Here is a 22,164-nt window from a genome sequence, read left to right as displayed (position 1 = left end):
TCCTTTTTCATGGGGCCTTACCAGCCGGGAGCGAATGTTAGTCCAAATACACCGGATTTGGCATCTTTTCGTTGCAGTGGGAAGGCGTAGTATGGTTCTAACACAAAGTAACCAAATACATTGACCCTGAGGGAAATTCCAACACTCAGTGCGGGTACACGTTCATTAGTTACCTGGGTAAGAATCGGATTGCCATCTTGATCTACAATGGGATTGCCCTGGCCATCTTTAGCAGGTTCAATCTGGTAGCTGGGTTGACTTTTGAAGACTACTTTATTACCTTGATTCCAGGCTAATCCGGCATCAAAGAATAAGTTCAGATCGGAAAATAATAGTGTCGAAGGGATTTGTGCTAATTTCTTAGGTCCGGTAAAAGGTAGGCGAATCTCGAAATTAAAGACGGCCATTTTACTTCCTGAAAGTTGGTTGATGTCAAAATCACCATTGCTGGAATTGCGGCTTTTATAGAAGGAATTTGCTTCATATCCCCTGATGAGGTAGGGGTAACCTGCATATAAAGGATACAATCTTTCTCCTTCTTTTCCTACTCTGAAATAGTTGAACGTTCTTGCAGCAAGTGTGAAAGGTTTAAGGCGTAAGTATTTTCTGATGTCTACTGCTACTGCATAAAACTCATAATCTCCAAAATACTGTTCCACACCAAGGCGATATCTAAAGCCATCAAGCGGGGCAGCAAGTCCCATCACAGAGTTATCTCCCACAATTGAAGCATTGACTTGCATGATGGTGAAGGAGTTCAAAGAGAAGCCTAATTCCTGTGCTGCTTGAGCTGTATTTGCTTTTGTTCTGTCGGAACCAATATAGCCTCCTGGATATCCATTGATATTTTCATAGTAATTGTTGAAGCGATCTACACGGTAGCTATAGCGTGATAAACTTCCGCCTAATTCAAAGCGATGAACTTTATTGAAAGGATAAGCACTAAATAATTGCACTTGTTCTTCAAAAGTACGAATGATATTGGTTCTGTCATTAATGACATCCAGTTTTCCATCCTGTCCATCAATCTGTTCCGGAACAATATCTCTATATCCAGTTACATAAGGAACGTGGGAGATTGCTGCTCCCCAGTTAATTCTACTGGCCTGATTGATATAGCCTACTAAGCCTCCGAAATCTTTAACATCACCATTGATGGAAAGGTTGGCGATGATTTGGTTTTTGCCAAGAATATCACTAAATCTGCCAGAGATACCTCCTTGTACTCCCGTTCCAAATCTACTGGTAGAGACGCCTACGCCACCACTATTGGCCAGGTAATCCAATTTAAATTTAGGTTTATAGGGCACTAGTTTCATGGAATCAGTAATGGTTTTTTCAAAACGCTCGAAGTTCGCAAGGTTGCTGTTCACGATGTCTACGCCAGTACTTTCTACCGGAGGAAGTACTGCTGCGTCAAAGTTTACTGCATTTGCATCGACAGGTTTTGCTCTGAAATTTTGACGGGGAGAGTGGTATAGGGTATAGCGCTGTGAACGATAATAGCTATATACAATGTCATCATTTTTGGAAACACTCATGGCAGGAGAGAACTCTGTGATTCCACTGATACCCGTAAAATAATCGGTCAGCTGTTGCAGTTTTTGATCTGCAATTGTGTATTCATACATATTTCTGAAACCGTCTCTATTCGAAAGGAAGTAGATTTTTTTGCTGTCTCCGGAAAATTGGGCATTTAAATTATTAGCTCCTGGAAACACGGGGATGTTAGAAAGTGTTTTGCTATCTATATCATATACCGTAAGGTTGAGTGGATGTACCGCATTGTTGCTTTTTTCTGCCATGGATACTCTATCCGAAGAGAAAACAATCTTTTTCCCGTCAGTTGCATAGTTTGGTGCATAATCGGAATAGCTATCATTGGTGATTTGGCTTACCTGTTTTGTTTTCAGGTTATAGGAGAATATATCACTTTGACCTTCCACCATGCCTGAGAACGCGATATCATCGCCATTGGCTGCCCAGGAAAGATTTCCAAATTGAGCAACAGCTCCCATAGGTTCGTGGAGGATGACTTTTCCGGAAGCCACATCAATGATCATCAATTGATTTCTTCCCTTACTAAAAATACTAAAGGCAAACTGTTTACTGTCTGGGGACCAGGTGCCTGCGGATTCTAAAAAGTTAAAGTCGTCGATATGAGAATTAGAAACCTGGCTACTCAATTTTCTAATGATTTTCCCTGTTTTTGCATCAGCGAGAAAGAGGTCAATTCCAAACAGGTCTTTTTCTGATAAAAAGGCAAGGTATTGTCCATTTGGACTAATGGCTGGAGCCACATTCATATTGCCCGCATTTTTGTTGTCTACGATTTTTGTACCTGTAATCTTGATCTGAGAACTGTCTGGCTTTAGCATCGGACGGTAATGCGCTTCGATTGCATTTTTCCATAGGCCAGAAAGCGTACGGTCATCATATCCAAAAGTATATTTTAAACCATTTTCATAGCCATATTTCGCGGTAGCTTTAAATAAGGGAACAATGGTTGTATCTCCATAAACAGAGCCAACGAAAGTCCAGAAAGCCTGGCCATAACGGTAAGGAAAGTACTTGTTGGAATTAGTCAGGTCTTTTAGGGAAGGGATATCCCTGTTGAGCATGGCATCTCTCATCCACATGGAAGTGAAGGCATCTGTTTTTCCAATAGATAAGTATTCAGCCATTCCCTCTACCATCCACAATGGGGTATTGCTGATGTTTTCAAGACCTATCGAATCCTTTTCTAATAATAGGCGGTATTGAAAGGCATGTACCAGTTCATGTCCCAATACATGACGGGTTTGGTTATTTAGTTCCATAACCGGCATGATCACCCGATTCTTAAATGCTTCGGTTACCCCGCCAGTTCCAATTCCAATTCCTCCGCTCAATGCAGTGGTGGTTTGGAAGTCCGGGTGGTTATTGTAAAGAATGATAGGGTTTCTTTTTATGAAGGTGTCTTTGAATATTTCCTGATGCATTTTATACCAGGTTTCTGCATCTTCAGCGAATTTCTTTACCATCTTTTCATTTTTGAGGTAGTAATAAATCTCAAAATGTGGAGTTTGCAATACTTTGAATTTTTCGTTTTTATAACGTACAATATTTTGTCCGAAAACCTGGGCCTGGACAGTAGTTGCGGATATCATAAGAATAATCAAAAGGGGAAACAATCGTCTAAAAAGGGTAGTGTTTAGATTCATATGCTGATTACGTTTTTGTTCTGGTTAAATTTATACAAAAATGTCTTATAAAATAGGCCGGTAATTCCGCTTATTTTATAAGACATTTTTTAAAAGCGAAATCCGCTATTCTTAAAGATGGTACCGATAAAAGGGAGTTTAGTTCCTTTTACTTAGCCGGTTTAGCTTTTTCCTGTTCTTTTTTGATGCGTTCTTTCTCTTTTTCTTCTTCACGTTCTTTCTTTCTCTGCTCTCTTTTTTCTTTTCTGGTTAATGGAGCTTCAGCAGCGGGTTGTTTTACTGGTTCAGGGATTTTTTTATCCTCAGTTTTGATGATGTCCTCTTCCTTTACTATCGGTTGTTGGTCTTCCGCTATTGGTACTTCCATACTGGTAGAATCTACAGCAAGACTATCGGTCGCAGTTGTATCTACTCTTATCCTTGGACTTGGGCAGTTAATCTCTCTGGTGATTTTTACTTTTGCTTTCGGGAAAGGACCGTAGGTATAGCCTGTACTAGGGTCATGGTATACTTTTTCCATGAATTTGGCAAAGATAGGCAATGCGGTTCTTGAACCTTCTCCGGTTGCTCCGTTGTTAAAGTGAGCAGTACGTTCATCGCAACCTACCCAAACACCAGTTACCAGATCTTTAGTTACGCCCATGTACCAGGCATCCACATAGTCAGAAGAAGTTCCTGTTTTTCCACCAATCTGGTTTCCTTTTTTCCAAAGATCCCATTCCCAAAGCGCCTGAGAAGTTCCACCCGGTTCTTCCATACCTCCACGAAGCATATATAACATCAACCATGCAATCTCTTCAGAAAGCACTCTTTTTGTTTTCGCCTTAAAGTCTTCAATTAGATTGTCGTCTTGATCGGTAATTTTCTCCACTAAAATTGGATCTGTTCTTACGCCTTCATTTAGGAAAGTGCTATAAGCCCTTACCATTTCATAAACGGACACATCATTTGGACCAAGGCTAACGGATGGTACCGCTTGTAATGGACTTTCAATGCCACATTCTTTTGCCCATTTCACTACATTGTCTGCACCCACAGCTTCAGTAACCTGTGCCGTAATAGTATTTACAGATTTACCCATTGCCCATCGTAGGGACATTTCTCTGTAACTATAATTCCAGTCTGCATTTTTTGGTTCCCAGTATTCGGTTTTCCCTTTTTCCTGATAGGCGATTTTTACAGGCTTATCTGTAAATTTATCACAAGGACTCATTCCTGCTTCTAGCGCAGCCAGGTAGGCAAAAGGCTTAAAGGTTGAACCTGCTTGTCTTTTACTTTGGTTAACGTGGTCGTATTTGAAAAACTTATGGTCAATACCACCTACCCAAACTTTAATTTTTCCACTGAAAGGATCCATGGTCATCATTCCTGCATTCATGATTTTTCCGTAATAACGGATAGAGTCCATGGTAGAGAATAGGGTGTCACGATCGCCTTTCCAGGTGAAGATTTTCATCTTTTTCTTTTTGTCGAAATAGGCTTTTATAGAATCTGGGGTATTGCTGTATTTTTTCTCCAGTAAGGCATAGATGGGCAATTTGCGCATGGCTCGATCCGGATAGTCTACTTTTTTCTTTTCTGAATCCTGCCATGGATCTTCATTACCCCAAACACTGTAGAATCTTTTCTGAATGATTTTCATTTGATCTGCAACCGCCTCTTCTGCATATTTCTGCAGTTTGGAATCAATAGTGGTGTAGATCTTTAAACCATCCTCATATAAGTCGTAGTTATTGTCATCTGCCCATTTTTCAAGGTACTTGTCTACTGCTGCACGTAGATAGGAGTCACCATCACTTCCATCATCGATACTGCCTTCTTTCAGTTTGATAGGCGTGTTTTTGTAGGCGTTTAATTCCTCTTTAGTAATGTAATTGTATTTATTCATCTGAGCCAGTACCACATTTCTGCGTTCCAGGGCTTTTTCAGGATTTCTTACCGGGTTGTAAATCGAAGTCCCTTTCAGCATTCCAACCAACAGTGCAGATTCTGGTACTTGAAGTTCATTCGCACCTTTATCAAAATAGACTCTTGAAGCGGTTTTTATACCGAAGGCATTGTTTCCAAAAGAAACGGTATTGAGGTACATCGTGATGATGTCATTTTTAGAATAATTGGCTTCCAGCTTTACTGCGGTCATCCATTCTTTTAATTTGGATACAATGGTACGGACAACCGGGATATGTTTAATGACCCCTTGTGATTTGTTGTATCGGGTTCGGTAAAGGTTTTTTGCAAGTTGTTGTGTGATGGTACTTGCGCCACGTTTGTCGCCGGTAGCTGTAGAAATCCCGCTGGATAGAAGAGAGCGGAAATCTATTCCCATATGGCTATAAAAACGAACGTCTTCTGTCGCGATTAAAGCATTCACTACACTAGGTGAAATCTCTTTAAAGCTTACTGGAGTCCGGTTTTCTTTATAATAACGGCCAATCAGTTTTCCATCAGCTGTATACAGTTCCGAGCCTACACTTTGTGTGGGTGCTTTGATGTCTTTATAAGATGGGGAGTAGCCGAATAGCCATAAAAAGTTGAGCTGTAAAGCACAAAAGAATATAATGATGCAATATAGGAATATGCTAATATAGCGAATATACTTATTGCGAATTTCTTTAAACATGTGGGTAAAGATCAAAAAAAACGTAAAACAGTTCGTGTTAAATAATGTTAAAATTGCTAACGCAAATTAACGTAAAAAAATTGCGAATGTTCTTATTTGTTGTTTAAAAGCGTTTCTGGTGTATCCGGGTTGTAAAGGAGCTTGTAAAAGTGGCAAAATATTGCCTGGAATAATGGGATACCATTTCCGAATACTGGGCGTTAAACATTATTGGGCACAAATTGTCAGTATTTTGATCAGCGCTTTACCCAGCATTAAGATAGTCCGTGACCTCTTGATTTTGGTGGTTTAAATTTGCTTTAGAATTCGGATAGTTAAGGTCGATCAATAAATCGTTATACTTTTCCAAAAGAGTGATGTATTTGTTCATCCAATAATCTATTGCACTATGGTCCTCTTCGTTTTGTCGCCCTTTGTTAGCAATGAGGGGATTGCTTTTTAAGTTTTCAGCATTTGCAAATTCCTCTGGGAATTCATTGGTGAAATCATAATCTATTGCTTGTCCAATTTTACAAATGGTTTCCAGATTGATCTGGCCATACTCAAACCAATTGTAAATGGCTGTTCTGCTCACATGCAGCCTTCTGGAAAGTTCGCTAATTCCGATCTTTTTACGTACTATACGTTCGATCACATCTCCTTTATTAGGTGTCATAGTTTGCTAATAGTTTAGAAGTAAGTAATACTATTTTGAAAATATACCTGATCAGAGGGATGTGCTGATCTTACTTATACTATGAAAAAATGATACCAATTAAACAAATTTTGTGTTTACATGCTGATTTAAGTTATTAACCTCTGTGATAATTACTTAATTCCTCAATTTTGACTATAAATGAAGTGTTCAGTACTTTCTTATATTTTTATGTAGAGCCTCTCCATAAATTAGTAATTGTGGTGACTGTGTAAGTATGGGGAATTTCCCGTGTACTATTGAGGTTTAATTTTTACAGTTTTGTAAAGTGTACTGTGTAAGTTATACAATAATATTACAACTCACAGCTCTTCAATATTTTCTTGAAATTTATTACCTAGCTTTATTCTATGAAATCGCCCATTAAAAAGGTGTTTTTTCAAAAAAGGCTAGTTGCAATTAAAATCGACTGAACAATTAGCTGAACAATTTAATAAGCGTGGAGGTGGGGGGGATGTTTCTCGGAAAATTTAGCTCAAAATCAGCTCCTGTAACTGATGTAGCGAAGCTGTAAAATGTCCCATTCAAATCAGTTTATCTTTCTACTTAAGCTAAAATTTTGAAATGTAATAGCGCATGAGCTTCATCTTCTAAGCTGCTCGGCAATATTCTTTTTTAATGTAAGCAATTTCCAAAATCATTTTTGTGATTCACTAATCAAACCTTTAATATGTTAGACTCTAGCACTAAAATTGGAATTATAGGCCTTGGGTATGTCGGGCTGCCATTGGCTGTAGAATTTGCAAAGAAATATAAGGTTATAGGGTATGATATAAATGTAACGCGTATTTCTGAATTGAATTCAGGAATTGATCATACACTTGAAATTGAATCTGAGTTGTTAAATCAGGTATTGACCAGAGATTGTACTTCGGCAAAGGGCTTGTATTGTACTGATGATACTGATAAAATAAAAAGCTGTACCGTTTTTATCGTTACCGTACCTACCCCGGTAGATAAGAATAACAGACCTAACTTAATGCCATTAATTAATGCGAGCATCACGGTAGGCGGGGTACTTAAACCTGGGGATATTGTAATTTACGAATCTACCGTTTACCCTGGTGTTACAGAGGATGAATGTGTACCCGTTTTAGCTAAAACCTCAGGTCTTGAATTTAATGTGGATTTTTTTGCCGGATATTCTCCGGAAAGGATTAATCCAGGGGATAAAAGCCATACCGTAGCAACCATTTTAAAAATTACCTCAGGTTCTACGCCTCATGTGGCAGAATTGGTAGATGAGTTGTATAAATCTATTATTGTGGCAGGTACTCATAAGGCATCCTGTATCAAAGTTGCAGAGGCTGCTAAAATTATTGAAAACGCGCAACGGGATATCAATATTGCTTTTGTAAATGAGTTGGCGATGATTTTCAATCGTTTGGGTATTAATACCAATGAGGTTTTAGACGCCGCAAGTACCAAGTGGAATTTTTTAAACTTCAGACCTGGATTGGTTGGTGGGCATTGTATTGGAGTAGATCCTTATTACCTGGCTCAGAAAGCACAAGAGGCTGGCTATCATCCAGAGATTATTTTAGCCGGACGAAGGGTAAATGACGGTATGGGCGCTTATGTAGCAGACCAACTGATCAAACAAATGATTCAGAAAAACACACATATTATAAATGCTAAGGTATTGGTGTTGGGGTTCACTTTCAAAGAGAATTGTCCTGATGTGAGGAATACTAAAGTCATCGATATCATCAACCGCTTAAAAGAATACAGTGTAGATGTGACCGTTCATGACCCTTGGGCTAATGTTGCTCATGCCGAGCATGAATACGGAATTATCTGTGAGAATGGGGAGTCTAAAACCAGAAAGTACGACGGGATATTATTGGCAGTGGCTCATCAGGAATTTAAAAGCATTGATCTTCCAAGTTTGTGCAAAAAAAACACGGTAGTGTATGATATTAAATCATTACTTCCGAATGAATCAGTCGATTTCCGATTATAAAAGGCAATGGATCTAGAAGGAAAAACAATTTATGGGGTACTTTGGTCAATAGGCCAGGAATTAAGCTCCAAGTTTATCAGCTTTTTTATCACGATTTTATTAGCCAGAATCCTATCACCGGCAGAATTTGGTTTAATAGCCATGCTCTATGTTTTTATTGCTGTTGGTAATTCTCTGTTAGATAGTGGGCTGACCTCTTCCTTGATTCGAACTCCGGAGGTGAGTCAGAAGGATTGTTCCACTGTATTTTATTTTAATCTAATGGGGAGTGTTGCAGTTTATCTGCTTTTATACTTAACAGCTCCTTTGATTGCCTCCTTTTATCATCAACCGATACTTAGCAATGTGGTCCGGGTTTATGGGCTGGCTTTAATCATCAATGCATTTTTTGGGATTCAGCAAACGCTGTTGGTGAAGGAGATGAAATTCAAAACAATGACCATGATTCAGATTCCATCTGTTTTAGGTGGTGGAATTTTAGGTGTTGTTTTAGCAAAACTAGGTTATGGCGTTTGGAGTCTGGTATGGATGAGCTTGTTTAATTCGTTGATTTCTACAGTCCTACATTGGTATTGTTCCAGCTGGCGACCTATCCTTTTATTTGATAAAACAAGCTTTAAATCTCATTTTAATTACGGTTATAAGCTCACCTTATCCGGCTTGATAGATAAGTTATACCAAAATATTTATGCAATCCTTATCGGTAGGTTTTATGCTCCTGCTCAACTGGGATTTTATTCCAGAGCAGATTCAATTAGCCAGCTTCCAATTGGGATCATTTCATCAGCCATTAATAAGGTCACATTTCCAATGTTCGTTAAAATTGCTGATGATGCGGAACAGCTTTTAAATGTTTATAAGAAAATAATGCTTCAAGTACTTTTCTGGATGGCCCCAACTTTGGTGGCCTTGGCGGTGATCGCCGAGCCTTTGTTCAGATTGGTATTAACAGAAAAATGGTTGCCGGCGGTTCCTTACTTTCAAATTCTATGCATTGCAGGGGTAATGTATCCAATACATGCGTATAACTTGAATATATTGAAGGTAAAAGGGCAGACCAATTTATTTTTAAAACTCGAAATTATTAAAAAAGTATTGTGTGTGATAGGGATTGTTTGTGTGTTTCCCTTCGGTATATATGGGCTTCTTTATTTTCAGTTATTTTTTAGTTTTTTCGCTTTTTACATCAATTCTATATATAGTGCCAGGTTTATCAATTATCCATTCCTAAAACAAGTAGAGGATATTTTACCCACCTTATTGATCTCAGGTTTTATAGGGCTCGCTGTTTTTTTTCTGGATCAATTCCTAGTGAGCATTGGTTTTGACGATTTATTTAGGATTCTGCTTTTAGGACTTAGCTATTTCATCTGTTATTTCGCAGTATGCTTTCTCTTTAAACTATCTGCAATCGTTGATTTTAAACAATTAATTCAGAAAAGACTCTCTACCACATCTCCAACATAAAGCTTTAAGAAGCTGGATTTAATTATGAAATATGGAAACAACCGATCAGCAGATTATGGTTAGTATTTGTTGCTTAACCTATAATCATGAGAAATATATTAAGCAGGCAGTTGAAGGGTTTGTGATGCAGAAAACAAATTTCTCGGTAGAGATTATTATCGGAGAGGATTGCTCTACCGATCATACCAGAGAAATCCTGAATGATTATGTTTCCAGATACCCCGATAAGATCAGAATAATTACTTCTCCAACCAATGTGGGGGCAAATAACAATGCTGTCCGCGTTTTTAAAGCAGTTAGAGGGAAATATATAGCCATATGTGACGGAGATGATTACTGGACAGATCCCTTGAAATTGCAAAAACAGGTGGATTTTTTAGAAGAAAATGAAGCATTTGTGATGTGCGGACATTATTCCAAACGGATCTCTGAAAATAATGAAATTCACTATTTGAATTTTAACCCGAAGCCACTCGTTTATTCTTTTGATGATGTCATGACCGAGAATAATACAGAGATCTCCACTTTGACTATAGTATTCAGGAATTCGGCAGAGATCAAGAAAATGTATACTGCCGACTGGTTTTTAAAATGCAATGCTCCGGATAAATTCATTAAGCTTTATACCACGTTTGTATCTGGCAAAGGTATTTATATACTGCCAGAAACGATGAGCTGTTACCGCCTACATGCTGGTGGGATCTGGAGTTCATTAAAACCCAGGGATGTTAGGCAAAAGGAGTTGAAAGATCTGTATCTGATCATAAACATTTTTAACTATTCCTGGAATCAAAAACTCAGGTTATTTGGCCTTTATTTAAAAAAGTACTTTTTGTTTGAAGTGAAGGAACGCAGTTTTCAGGAGGCATTTAGTACTATAAAAACCATCTTTTAGAATTCATACGCTTAGAAAAAATGGAAAAAAAGTTATTTTTTGTGATCAATAACCTTCAAGGGGGTGGGGCAGAAAGAGTCATTTCTATTTTGGCCAATGAGTTCAGTAAGCAAGGTTTTAATGTATTTATGGTTTGTCTCAATGAAGCTGAGCCTGCATTTAAAATTTCAGCAAAAATTACGCAGATTAACCTTTTGAAAGAGAGAGCTACTGAGCATATTTGGAATAGGATCAGGTATGCAGGATTAATATATTTCAGGTTAATCGTCTTGCTTCTTAAAGAAAAACCGGATTGTGTGGTTTCTTTTATGACAGCAGCAAATCTGTGGACAGGCTTGGCCTGTAGTTTAACCAGTGTACCTTTTGTAGTGTCTGAGCGTACCATGCCAGATCGCACCATCAATTCCTTTAACTATTTTTTTAGAAAGCTATCATTCTTGATCTACCGAAATTCTAAGGCAATTGTGGTTCCGGCGACTGGTATCGCGGATTGTATCAAAAGAAATGAATCCTATAAAGCGCTGAACAATTTTAAGATTATTAGAAACCCAATACACATATTTCCCAAACCATCTGATCAGCAAGTAAACGACAGGGCTTTTATTCTTGGCGTAGGCAGACTCAATCATATTAAAGGTTTTGATTTATTAATAGATGCCTTTAGCAAGGTAGATGCCGATCATCTTGATCTGATTATTGTTGGTGATGGAAGCGAATACGAAAAATTGCAATTGCAGATTGAAAAGTTAAATCTAGTAGGCCGCGTTAAATTATTGGGGGCTAAGGATAACTTGCAGGATTATTACCACCAGGCTGAGTTGTTTGTATTGTCATCAAGAAATGAAGGTTACCCAAATGCTTTAATAGAAGCGATGAGTTTCGGATGTGCCTGTATCGCTGTTGATTGTGAATTTGGTCCGGCAGAAATTATAGAACACGAAGTAAACGGTATTTTGGTTGAAAACTTCAATCAACAGGAACTCACAGGAGCTATCAATAAATTAATGACAGATCCTGGTCTTCGAAAAAAAATCTCTTGTAAAGCGCAATTGATTAAGAAAACGAACTCAGTAAAAAATATTTCAGCCAACTGGGGCAGTTTAATTTTTAACCCAATCTAGCACTTATTGATCCGAATCTATTCAGGAGTGCTTGCCAAATAAATTTATTATGGAGAAATGTCTAAGACGTGATGTTATAGGATGGGACACTGAAAATTGGTCAAGAGCGATCCCTTTTTGGGAAGAATCTGGGCATTTTAAGCAGCGTGATTATAAATGCCTGGAATTGGGAGCATATGGTGGAGGGATCTCCTTATGGTTGGCTTTAAATAAAAATCGAGTGGTTTGTTCTAATTTGAAACTACCAGATGAAAAGACAAAAAAAATCCATCATAAATATAATTGTCAGCCCTACATCGCCTATGAAGCAATAGATGCAACGAATATTCCATATGATGATCATTTTGATTTTATCACATTTAAGTCTATTCTTGGAGGGATTCCAGGAGATGGCAGGGAGGTCAAAATTAAGACTATTAATCAGATCCATAACTCTCTTAAGCCCGGCGGGAAATTGTTGTTTGCTGAAAACTTATCTGCCTCGATTTTTCATAAAATCTTAAGGTGCTGGTTTGGTACAAAAGATTGGAATTATTTAAAATTAGACGATCTGGATTTTGTTTTCTCCTCTTTTAGTCATGTACGTTATACCACAGTTGGTTTTTTCGGTTGCTTAGGTAGAAATGAACGCCAGCGGATTCTATTAGGAAAGCTGGATAAATATTTTGACTGGATGATTCCTCAAAAATGGAGGTATATTATAATAGGTGTTGCTACCAAATAAGCTATTTAATAATTCCCTAATTAAATCATCAATTATGAATTCTAAACGTGCTTTCGATCTGGTGTTTGCTACCATTGGAGTAATCCTGCTGTCTCCAGTTCTCCTCGGAATTAGTGTACTAATTCATATGGATTCTAAAGGCGGGGTATTTTATCGTCAAATTCGGGTTGGGAAAAATATGTTGGATTTTAACCTTTATAAATTTCGAACCATGTCTGTTCAGCTTATAGATCAAAATATACCAACATCAGAGAATCCTGATTCTAGGGTAACTAAGCTTGGGGCGGTTTTAATCAGATACAAATTGGATCAATTGCCTCAGTTATTGAATGTTTTAAGGGGGAATATGAGTTTGGTAGGTCCTCGACCTGAGCTTAGGAAATATGTAAACCTGTATAATGATGAACAATTGAAGATTTTGTCAGTTAAACCAGGTATTATAGACTGGGCTTCCCTGGAATTTTCCAATGAGCATGAGCTATTGGACAAAGGAGCAGATCCAGAGACTTATTACATAGAGAAAATCATACCAACAAGAATTCATCAAAATATGAGATACATCAACGACAATAACCTGGCTGGTGACTTTAAAGTAATATGGTTAACGATTAACAAGATTATGCTCAACTAGTTATGATTGTTGCAGAAAAGGAAGCTGTTCGTCTAGCGCCTATATCAAAAAGGAAAGTGTTTTTTGTGTTAAGTTCACTGGCATCTGGAGGTTCAGAACGTGTGTTTTGGAACCTTGCCCAGGGATTTGATAAGCATAAATATGAGGTCACAATTGTGATATTGGATGCCAGTGTCAATTGCTTTTCAATGGACCTGGATGAGGTCAAATTTATCGATCTTAAGACAAAAAAGGCCTCCAGATCATTTTTCTCTCTTTATTCGGTTTTGAAAAGAGAACAGCCTTATGCCGTTTTTTCTACTACAGACCATATCAATATTTTAGTGTCCCTTGTCGGTCGGTTTTTAAAGATTCCGGTATTGGTGGCTCGGGCATCAAATATTCCTCATGAACAACGCTTGTATGAAGGTTTTAAATATCGTTTTTATGAGCATTTCGCTGGAATCAGCTATAAGGGTTATAAATATATTGTCTGCCAATCGGAGGAAATGAAACAAAGTCTAGTCAATACCTATGGCGTTAATCCTGATCAGATCACCGTAATTGGAAATCCAGTGCTTCAAACACCAAAAGTAAAAGCACTGAGAAAACGGAGCAAAGTTTATAAACTATTGGTGGTTGCACGTTTCGCTTTAGAAAAAGGATTGGATAGGTTGATCGGTATTTTAGCAAGCTTACCTGAAAACTATCATTTGAGTCTGGTAGGGATTGGTGCTCTAAAAGACGAAATCATTCAGAAAGTAAAAGAATTGGGATTAACCTCAAGGGTTGAGTTTTTAGGGCAAATCAGCAATATCCAGGAAGTGATGTTACATCATGATCTGATGGTACTTAGCTCTTATACTGAAGGATTTCCAAATGTAGTATTGGAAGCACTTAATGTTGGACTTCCGGTAGTCACTTTTAAAGTGAGTGGAATACCAGGTCTGATTGTCAATGGATTCAATGGTTATGTTGTGGAGCAGGATGATTTTCAGGGATTTAAGGATAGCGTAATTTCTGCTTGTGAAGTAAATACCTGGAATGCACTGGAAATTAAGCAAAACGTTTATCAGAAATATGCCTTAGGGCTAATCAGTGCCAAATATGAGCAATTAATCCAATAATAATTAAAGCCTAACATTATGTGTGGAATATACGGTACAACTTTGTCTTACTCCGATGACGTCATTCGGGAAAAGATGGAAAGGATTAGTTTCCGGGGACCAGATTATACCGGAATAAAAAGGTATGAAAGTGTGCTGTTTGCACATAATAGATTAGCAATTATTGATCTGGATGCGCGTTCTAATCAGCCGTTTTCCTATCTCCATCTTCACATTGTCTTTAATGGAGAGATTTACAATTATCAAAGTATAAAAAAGGAACTGGAAGTCCGGAAATATCAATTTCAAACCAGTTCAGATACTGAAGTAATTTGTGCGGCTTATTTGGAATATGGTGTGGAGTGTCTCCAACATTTCAATGGCATGTTTGCCTTTGTAATTTATGATACTTTAAAGAATGAATTGTTTGGTGCGAGAGATCGTTTAGGAAAGAAGCCATTTTATTACAGGCACTCGGGTAAGTCTTTTGAATTTGCAAGTCAGCCATCACAAATCGACATAGAGAATGATTTGACTATTGATGAGACTGCTATAGCTTCTTATTTAGTCTGGAATTACATTCCGGAGCCCAGTTCCATCTATATGGAAGTTAAAAAACTTTCCGCTGGTCATTATTTTAAATATGATTTACAGCAGGGCGATCTTCAGCTCTATAAATATTGGGATTTAGATTACAACTGGAATAATAAATTTATAGGTAGTTATCAGGATGCTAAAGATGAATTATCAGCGCTATTGGATGATGCAGTAAGGATCAGAATGTTTGCCGATGTACCATTGGGCGTTTTTTTATCCGGAGGCATAGATTCTTCCCTGGTTTCAGCCATAGCCTCAAAACAGGTCAGTAATTTAAAGACCTTTTCTATAAAATTTAATGAGGTAGGTTTTGATGAAAGCGTGTATGCGGAGAAGGTCGCCAGGCATCTGGGTACGGAACATCATACCATACCATGTAATTATGAAGAGGGGATCAATTTGATTGAGAATGTATCAAAATATTATGATGAACCATTCGCGGATTCTAGCGCAATTCCCTCGATGTTACTTAGTAAATATACCAGAAAGCACGTCACAGTTGCCTTAAGTGGTGATGCTGGTGATGAGGCCTTTCTCGGTTATCACCGGTATAGGTGGATTGATAAAGTGCAGTGGATATTCAAATTGCCATCTCCAATGCGGAGAAATATCGCCGCATTGTTAAATCATTCCTCTAATTACCGTTATAAACTGATCGCTATGGGCATTTCTATGCCAGAAATAGAAAGCCTATATGTAAAATTACTCGGAAGCATGGAAGATTCCTGGATTTTAAATCGAAGTTTAGCCTTCGAAAGTCCCCACATGCAGCAGCTAATCCATGCTTCCAAGCCCATGTTAGAGCGTATTTCCGATTTCGACATTAAGACTTATTTGAATGGTGATATTAATACTAAAGTGGATCGGGCATCTATGGCCTTTTCTTTAGAATCACGTTCACCGTTAATGGACTATAGGGTTATTGAGTTTTCAAGAACTCTTCCAACTCATTTCAAATATCAGGTGAATAATCAGAAACGTATTTTAAAGGATTTGCTTTTTGAACATCTACCTGCAACCTATTTTGATCGACCAAAATCAGGCTTTACCATGCCCTTTAAAAATTGGTTTCGTACAGAACTGAAGGAATACGTTTTGGATAAACTATCGAAAAAAGCATTAGAAAATATCCCAGGCATTGATGTGAACCGAACATTGGTGATCATCGATGAGCATATGAGTGGTAAATGGAACCGGTATCCGGAAATATGGAAATTATTAGTGCTTTCTCAATGGCTGAATAAACAGCGTAAAAAACCGGTATTGTCTAATCTTGAGGCACTTTAATCGCATAATTCAGTAATTCTAGCTCAAAAATTCTATGAACACCAAAGTCTTATTTATGGTTTCTGGTTTGCGTAAAGGGGGGGCAGAGACGCAAATGCTGAAGATCGCCAGATTTCTAAGGTCTGAATCCTATGAGGTCAAGATCATATCATTGAAACCAATCAATGACTTTAACATCGATTTCAAAGAAGAGGGGCTAGAAGTGATTTTTTTAAAAAACTGGATGCAACATCCCTTTTCAAATATTTCAAGGCTCTTTAAAGAGCTGAGAATGTTTAATCCGGATATAGTGATTGCTTTTATGTTTATCGCGATTATTTTTGCCCGCTTTCTTAAAATGTGCTTTGGCTTTAGCCTGATTTCCTCGATACGTACTCCGGTGATTTCCAATAAATGGTATCTACCATTTAAACTGACTGCTGGTTGGGATGATATTGTGGTCTACAACTCATATAAATCAAGATCAAATTTCGAACAGAAAAAGCTGGTCAAAAAACAAGGTCTGGTGGTAAATAATGCCATATCTATTCCAGCAAGTAGCCAGATTCGGCCTGCTAAAATTATAGGTAACAAACCCTTTGTTTGGATTACCATGGCTCATTTTGTACCTGAAAAGGATTATATGACTTTATTTAAAGCAATAGCTTTATTAAAGAATTATCCCTTTAGAATAGATGTTTTGGGTAATTTATTTGACCAGAAATGGCCTTTGGAGGTCGTTGAAGCATTGGGGATTGCGCATCATGTGCGCATCCTGGGTTTAAAAACCGAAACTGCTCCTTTTCTGTCAGCGGCAGATGGATTTGTACTTTCTTCCTTTTTAGAGGGGATGCCGAATGCGGTGTTAGAGGCCATGGCCTATGAAAAACCGATCATCGCTTCTTCTGTTGATGGAATTCAGGAATTACTTGAAAGCATCCATTGTGGATTTTTATTTAAGCAGGGCGATGAAGCTGCACTCGCTGAAAAAATGATGCGCATCATGAAAATGTCTGTAGAGGAGCGTAATGCTTTAGGTCAAAATGGACGCAAACACATTGAGCAGAATTTTTCAGAAGAAAAGGTAATGCAAGACTGGTTGTCTTTAGTTAATCAGTTCTCCAAAGGTAAGGTCAGCCCTTTACCAGAATTATTGCCGCGCTAACCTTCGTGAGGCGGAAGACATCAATCAATTCACTTATAAAACTCAGGAAAAATGTGCGGAATATTTGGGACACTAAATTTTAATTCCAGTCAGCATGATGACGAGATATTTCGCGAACTGTTTCATCGTGGACCTGATGAACAACATCATATTCAACAGGATAATTTACAATTATACCATACCAGACTTGCCATTCAAGAGCTAACTGAGTTGGGACAGCAGCCGATGCGCCACAATGGACTTAGCATTGTATTTAACGGAGAAATCTACAATCATCAGGAGATTAGGGTAAAGTATGGTTTAGTTGATCCTTCAAATTCAGATACCAAGACTATTTTGATGTTGTATGAACGCATTGGGATGCAGATGTTAACCGAGTTTGATGGAATGTTTGCATTTGCCTTATATGATTCGAACAATAAAAAACTCTTCCTGGCCAGAGATCGTGCAGGAAAGAAACCACTATTCATATATAAGAATGAAATACAATGTGTGTTTTCCTCTGAATTGAATGTACTGTTTAAAGTAGTTCGTCCGGAAATTGACTACGCTTCAATTGCAGATTATCTCTATCTGGGTTATCATTATAGACAGTCTACCCCTTATCATCGGGTCTCCGAGTTGGAGAATGGTACTTACCTGGAGATCGATACCCGGACTAATGTATCTAAAAAGGTAACGTGGTTTGATATCTCTTCCTTTTATCAAAATGAGCATCAACTGAGTAATCAGGAAACGATTGAACAACTGGATCTGAATCTGCAGCTGGCTGTGAAAAGGAGGATTGATAGTTCAGATCTGGATGTAGGTTCATTTTTAAGCGGGGGAATAGACAGCGGATTGGTTACGGCAATTGCTGCCGCACATACGCATCGTTTAAAAACCTTTACTGTTCGGGTAGAAGGGAGTTATGATGAATCTGCATTGGCTGAAAAAGTAGCGATGAAGTATGCTACAAACCATACGGTAGTAGACATCTCCTTTACAGATTTGCAAAAAGACATTGAAAAGATATTGATCAACCATGGAGAACCCAATTGTGATAATTCTGCCATTCCCAGTTACTACGTTGCAAAAGAAGCAAAAAAACACATTACCGTAGTTTTAAATGGGGATGGTGCAGATGAATTGTTTGCAGGGTACCGACGTTATGTTCCTTTTAAGCACTTTGATTTCTTTAATTCCGGTAAGGTAAGTACTACCGCTGCAAGGATGCTTGCCCGGGTTTTGCCGATTGCAAATGAAAAACAAAGCAATTACAATTATTTGTACCGATTGTTAAAAATGGCTAGCTACACCGATCTTCTAAAGGTTTACAACTCTGCATCCTGTGATTTGTTGGTTGGTTTTGAAGATCAGTTTCTGCAAAAGCCCCTAATGAAGGAAATCTCTAATGATCTTCTGCTCATTAATCAATTGCCAATATCTCCCTTAAAAAAAATCATCCTGACAGATTTTCAATCCATGTTGTTCAGTAGACTGCTTCCTAAAATGGATATCGCCACCATGGCCCATTCTCTGGAAGGAAGAAGTCCATTTTTGTCAAAAGAGATTCTGGAGTTTGCACCAGGTTTACCCGATCGTTGCAGAATCAATAAAATCACTACCAAATCTATATTACGCGACCTCTCTTTGAAATATTTACCAACTGAACTCATCAACCAGCCCAAAAGAGGATTTGAGATTCCATTGAAAACCTGGGTTAATGGAGAATTGAAAAACATCATTAGCGATTATCTACTTGCCCCAAATCCATTATATGCCAATATTATTAAAAAGCGCTTTATAGAAGACCTACTTGAATTTAAAATTCAAATCTCTGATGAAAGGAGAGCCAAAATCCTTTTTTGTGTGTTTGGGCTGGAAGTCTGGTTTAAAGGATGCTACAGTAAGTAGATATTCTATCTGCAAATTAATATGCTTATAAATAAACACTTAACATAAACATTATGAAAATTTTAGTAACTGGTACAGCCGGATTTATTGGCTTTCATTTAGCAAAACGTTTATTGGAAAGAGGAGATGAGGTGGTTGGCGTAGATATCATTAATGATTATTATGATGTAAACCTAAAACATGCCCGTTTAGCAGAGAGTGGCATTAGTTGGGAGAATATCGTGTACGATAAACCAATAGTGAGCAAAAAATACGACAATTACACGTTCATTAAGCTGGACTTAAACGACAAAGATGGAATGATGGAACTTTTTAGCAACCATTATTTTGATGCCGTATGTAATTTAGCCGCACAGGCAGGTGTTCGTTATAGTTTAACCAATCCTGAGGCCTATATAGAATCGAATATTAGTGGTTTTTTGAATGTACTGGAATGTTGCAGGTTTGCAAAAATTAAACACTTGCTATACGCCAGCTCTTCCAGTGTTTATGGACTAAACAAGAATATGCCCTTTTCTGTAGAGAATAGTGTAAACCATCCGGTTTCTTTGTATGCCGCATCAAAAAAATGTAATGAATTAATGGCACATGCCTATAGCCACCTTTTTAATATGCCAAATACGGGTTTGCGCTTTTTTACGGTTTACGGTCCTTGGGGTAGACCTGATATGGCTTTGTTTCTATTCACTAAAGCAATATTAGAAGGTAAGCCAATTGAAATCTTTAACAATGGAAACATGAGTAGGGATTTCACTTATATTGATGATATAGTAGAGGGAATTCTGTGTTTGATTGATAAACCAGCAGAAAGCAATCCGGATTGGGATGCCAATTGCCCGGATCCTGCGAGTTCTAAAGCACCATATCGGGTATTTAACATTGGTAGAGGTGCGCCTGTTACACTTCTGGAATTTGTGAAAGAGATAGAAGATAATATTGGCCTCAGCGCTGAAAAAGCATTCCTACCTATGCAAGCGGGGGATGTTGCTGATACCTGGGCAGATGTCTCCGCTTTGGCAACAGAATTAAACTATAAACCTAAAACTTCAGTAAAAGAAGGGGTGCATCAATTTATAGACTGGTACAAGATGTTTTATGGTGTCGAAAAATCATTTAAGAAACGTCCAAGAATTAGTACTTCCAGTCAAAACATGGTTTATGGGACTAAGATTTAATGGCAATTGCGATTTTGTTTGTCATGGGAATGTCAACAATGAAAAGTGTGCAATAAGTGTGTAATCGCTTTACAGCTGATTTACAGTCCTATAATCTTTAATTGAAGTGCGTAGAGCGAATTTTTTGAGATTCAGCTCTGTTTGTTTCCATTTTGCTTTGTAACTTTTGAGATACAATTTTTTTAAAACCTCCCCGTTTAAAAGGGGTAATTTAAAAAAAAGAGAGTTTTAATGGAAAGATTGAAAAAGAAATTAGAAAGAGTGTGTGTGTTAGGTTTATTATTGTCAGCAGTATTAACGTTCAGTCAGTGTAAGAAAGAAAGGCCAAGGCCAGATGATTTCTCAAGTGTGAATGGTTCACAGATTACTGATTCTCAGGCGATTGTTTCGAATACAACTCCTGTATCCTTAGATTTGTCAAATGCAGCTTTAGATGAAGGCTTTGCCTATAAAATTTCAAGAAACTTTGGGATCACCGGCGACTCAAATACGCAGCCGTCGATTTCAACCCTTAGAGTTTTTGAAGATGGTAAAGAACTGGGAGCAGCCCATTCTTCACATGCAAGTATCCGTACTACAGGTAAAGGGAAATTCAGTCATTGGGGAAATAGTTTAATATTCTCTACCTCAGATAATAGTGACCCACGTAAAAATGGTAGAAAATATACCTTTACTACAGGTGGAACACCATCTACTGGAGCTCCTGATCCAACAACCCCCGTTACACCACCAACAACAGGTGTAGTAGCAAAAGGTTTATTAGGTTATGCAGCTGAAAGTGGTAGCACTACAGGAGGTCAAGGTGGTCAAACTGTTACGGTATCTACATTGGCAGCATTAAAAAGTGCAGCATCCTCTTCATCACCAATGATTATCCAGGTGTCTGGAACAATTACTGGTACAGGGATGATCAATGTATCTTCAAATAAATCAATTATCGGCTTAAAGGGATCTAAATTGAGTGGTGTTGGTTTACTATTATATACTGTAAACAACATCATCATCCAAAACATGACGATTGAGAAGGTAGTAGGTGGAGATTGTATCACTATTAAAGAATCATCTCATCACATTTGGGTAGACCATTGTGATTTGTCCTCAGACAAAGACCATGGTTGGGATTATTATGATGGATTGTTAGATATTACTAATAAATCAGATTATGTAACTGTATCATGGAATAAATTACATGATTCCAATATCGCAATGTTGATTGGTGCAGGATATACAAATACTGATGATAAAGGAAAACTTAGAGTAACCTTATATAATAACTATTTCAACAATATCTCAGAGCGTACACCTGATGCAAAATTCGGAAGCGTTCACATGTTTAACAACTACTTTAACCAAGCGGCATACGTAGGTGCATTTATGGGTGCAACTATCCGTCTGGAAAACAACTACTGGAAAAGTTCAAATCTGCCAATTAGAACAGATCTAAGCTCTATTCCAGGTGTGATCAGTGGATTAAGCACGAACATCTTCGAAGGTAGCGGTGCCAATAGAATTACCTCTTCGGCATCAAGCTGGGAGCCTACTTATACTTATAAATCTTCTGTGATTGCAGCAGCTAATGTACCATCAGTTGTAGCAGCCGGAGCAGGAGCTACCCTATAAGTAAACACAAAAAGACCTAACCGTCAAAACACATTCAATTAA

Annotated in this window: 15 protein-coding genes; 12 read left to right on the top strand and 3 right to left on the bottom strand. The window is 37.9% G+C overall.

What is annotated here, in order from left to right:
* Nucleotides 1-17: 17 nt before the first annotated feature.
* From R2S10_RS06595 to R2S10_RS06585, 3 genes are all read right to left on the bottom strand, one after another.
* A complete protein-coding gene (locus tag R2S10_RS06595) occupies nt 18-3,149 on the bottom strand; it encodes a basic secretory protein-like protein (RefSeq protein WP_316839655.1) in 3,132 nt (1,043 codons plus the stop codon).
* Between the two features lie 202 nt (nt 3,150-3,351).
* On the bottom strand, nt 3,352-5,823 hold the full coding sequence (locus tag R2S10_RS06590; RefSeq protein WP_316839654.1) for a transglycosylase domain-containing protein: 2,472 nt from the start codon (nt 5,821-5,823) through the stop codon (nt 3,352-3,354).
* A 244-nt stretch (nt 5,824-6,067) separates the two neighbouring features.
* The gene (locus R2S10_RS06585) at nt 6,068-6,478 is read right to left on the bottom strand and encodes a helix-turn-helix transcriptional regulator (protein ID WP_316839653.1); all 411 of its coding nucleotides are present in this window, start codon (nt 6,476-6,478) and stop codon (nt 6,068-6,070) included.
* Between the two features lie 709 nt (nt 6,479-7,187).
* Between R2S10_RS06585 and R2S10_RS06580 the strand changes: the two genes are divergently transcribed.
* The 12 genes from R2S10_RS06580 (at nt 7,188) to R2S10_RS06525 (ending at nt 22,122) form a co-directional block, all read left to right on the top strand.
* Entirely contained in the window at nt 7,188-8,480 is a 1,293-nt protein-coding gene (locus R2S10_RS06580) for a nucleotide sugar dehydrogenase (protein ID WP_316839652.1), read from the top strand.
* Between the two features lie 6 nt (nt 8,481-8,486).
* On the top strand, nt 8,487-9,947 hold the full coding sequence (locus R2S10_RS06575; protein WP_316839651.1) for a lipopolysaccharide biosynthesis protein: 1,461 nt from the start codon (nt 8,487-8,489) through the stop codon (nt 9,945-9,947).
* A gap of 31 nt (nt 9,948-9,978) precedes the next feature.
* A complete protein-coding gene (locus tag R2S10_RS06570; protein ID WP_316839650.1) occupies nt 9,979-10,842 on the top strand; it encodes a glycosyltransferase family 2 protein in 864 nt (287 codons plus the stop codon).
* A 20-nt stretch (nt 10,843-10,862) separates the two neighbouring features.
* Nucleotides 10,863-11,963 (top strand): glycosyltransferase, encoded by a 1,101-nt coding sequence (locus R2S10_RS06565; RefSeq protein WP_316839649.1) that lies wholly within the window; start codon nt 10,863-10,865, stop codon nt 11,961-11,963.
* 49 nt (nt 11,964-12,012) lie between these two features.
* Entirely contained in the window at nt 12,013-12,687 is a 675-nt protein-coding gene (locus tag R2S10_RS06560) for a methyltransferase domain-containing protein (RefSeq protein ID WP_316839648.1), read from the top strand.
* A 34-nt stretch (nt 12,688-12,721) separates the two neighbouring features.
* Nucleotides 12,722-13,318 carry a sugar transferase gene (locus R2S10_RS06555; protein WP_316839647.1) on the top strand — a complete coding sequence of 199 codons (597 nt, stop codon included), beginning with the start codon at nt 12,722-12,724 and terminating at the stop codon, nt 13,316-13,318.
* A gap of 2 nt (nt 13,319-13,320) precedes the next feature.
* Nucleotides 13,321-14,424, top strand: a complete 1,104-nt coding sequence (locus R2S10_RS06550; RefSeq protein WP_316839646.1) for a glycosyltransferase — start codon at nt 13,321-13,323, stop codon at nt 14,422-14,424.
* Between the two features lie 18 nt (nt 14,425-14,442).
* On the top strand, nt 14,443-16,287 hold the full coding sequence (gene asnB / locus R2S10_RS06545) for an asparagine synthase (glutamine-hydrolyzing) (protein ID WP_316839645.1): 1,845 nt from the start codon (nt 14,443-14,445) through the stop codon (nt 16,285-16,287).
* A gap of 34 nt (nt 16,288-16,321) precedes the next feature.
* Entirely contained in the window at nt 16,322-17,431 is a 1,110-nt protein-coding gene (locus tag R2S10_RS06540; protein WP_316839644.1) for a glycosyltransferase, read from the top strand.
* A 51-nt stretch (nt 17,432-17,482) separates the two neighbouring features.
* The gene (gene asnB / locus R2S10_RS06535; RefSeq protein ID WP_316839643.1) at nt 17,483-19,327 is read left to right on the top strand and encodes an asparagine synthase (glutamine-hydrolyzing); all 1,845 of its coding nucleotides are present in this window, start codon (nt 17,483-17,485) and stop codon (nt 19,325-19,327) included.
* Between the two features lie 53 nt (nt 19,328-19,380).
* The gene (locus R2S10_RS06530) at nt 19,381-20,502 is read left to right on the top strand and encodes an NAD-dependent epimerase (protein ID WP_316839642.1); all 1,122 of its coding nucleotides are present in this window, start codon (nt 19,381-19,383) and stop codon (nt 20,500-20,502) included.
* A 231-nt stretch (nt 20,503-20,733) separates the two neighbouring features.
* The gene (locus tag R2S10_RS06525) at nt 20,734-22,122 is read left to right on the top strand and encodes a pectate lyase (RefSeq protein ID WP_316839641.1); all 1,389 of its coding nucleotides are present in this window, start codon (nt 20,734-20,736) and stop codon (nt 22,120-22,122) included.
* Nucleotides 22,123-22,164 lie beyond the last annotated feature (42 nt).

The sequence above is a fragment of the Pedobacter gandavensis genome (assembly GCF_032678745.1).
GTDB lineage: Bacteria > Bacteroidota > Bacteroidia > Sphingobacteriales > Sphingobacteriaceae > Pedobacter > Pedobacter gandavensis_C.
Note: the sequence above shows the minus strand (reverse complement) of the source record. Positions and strands in the feature narration are given on the sequence as shown.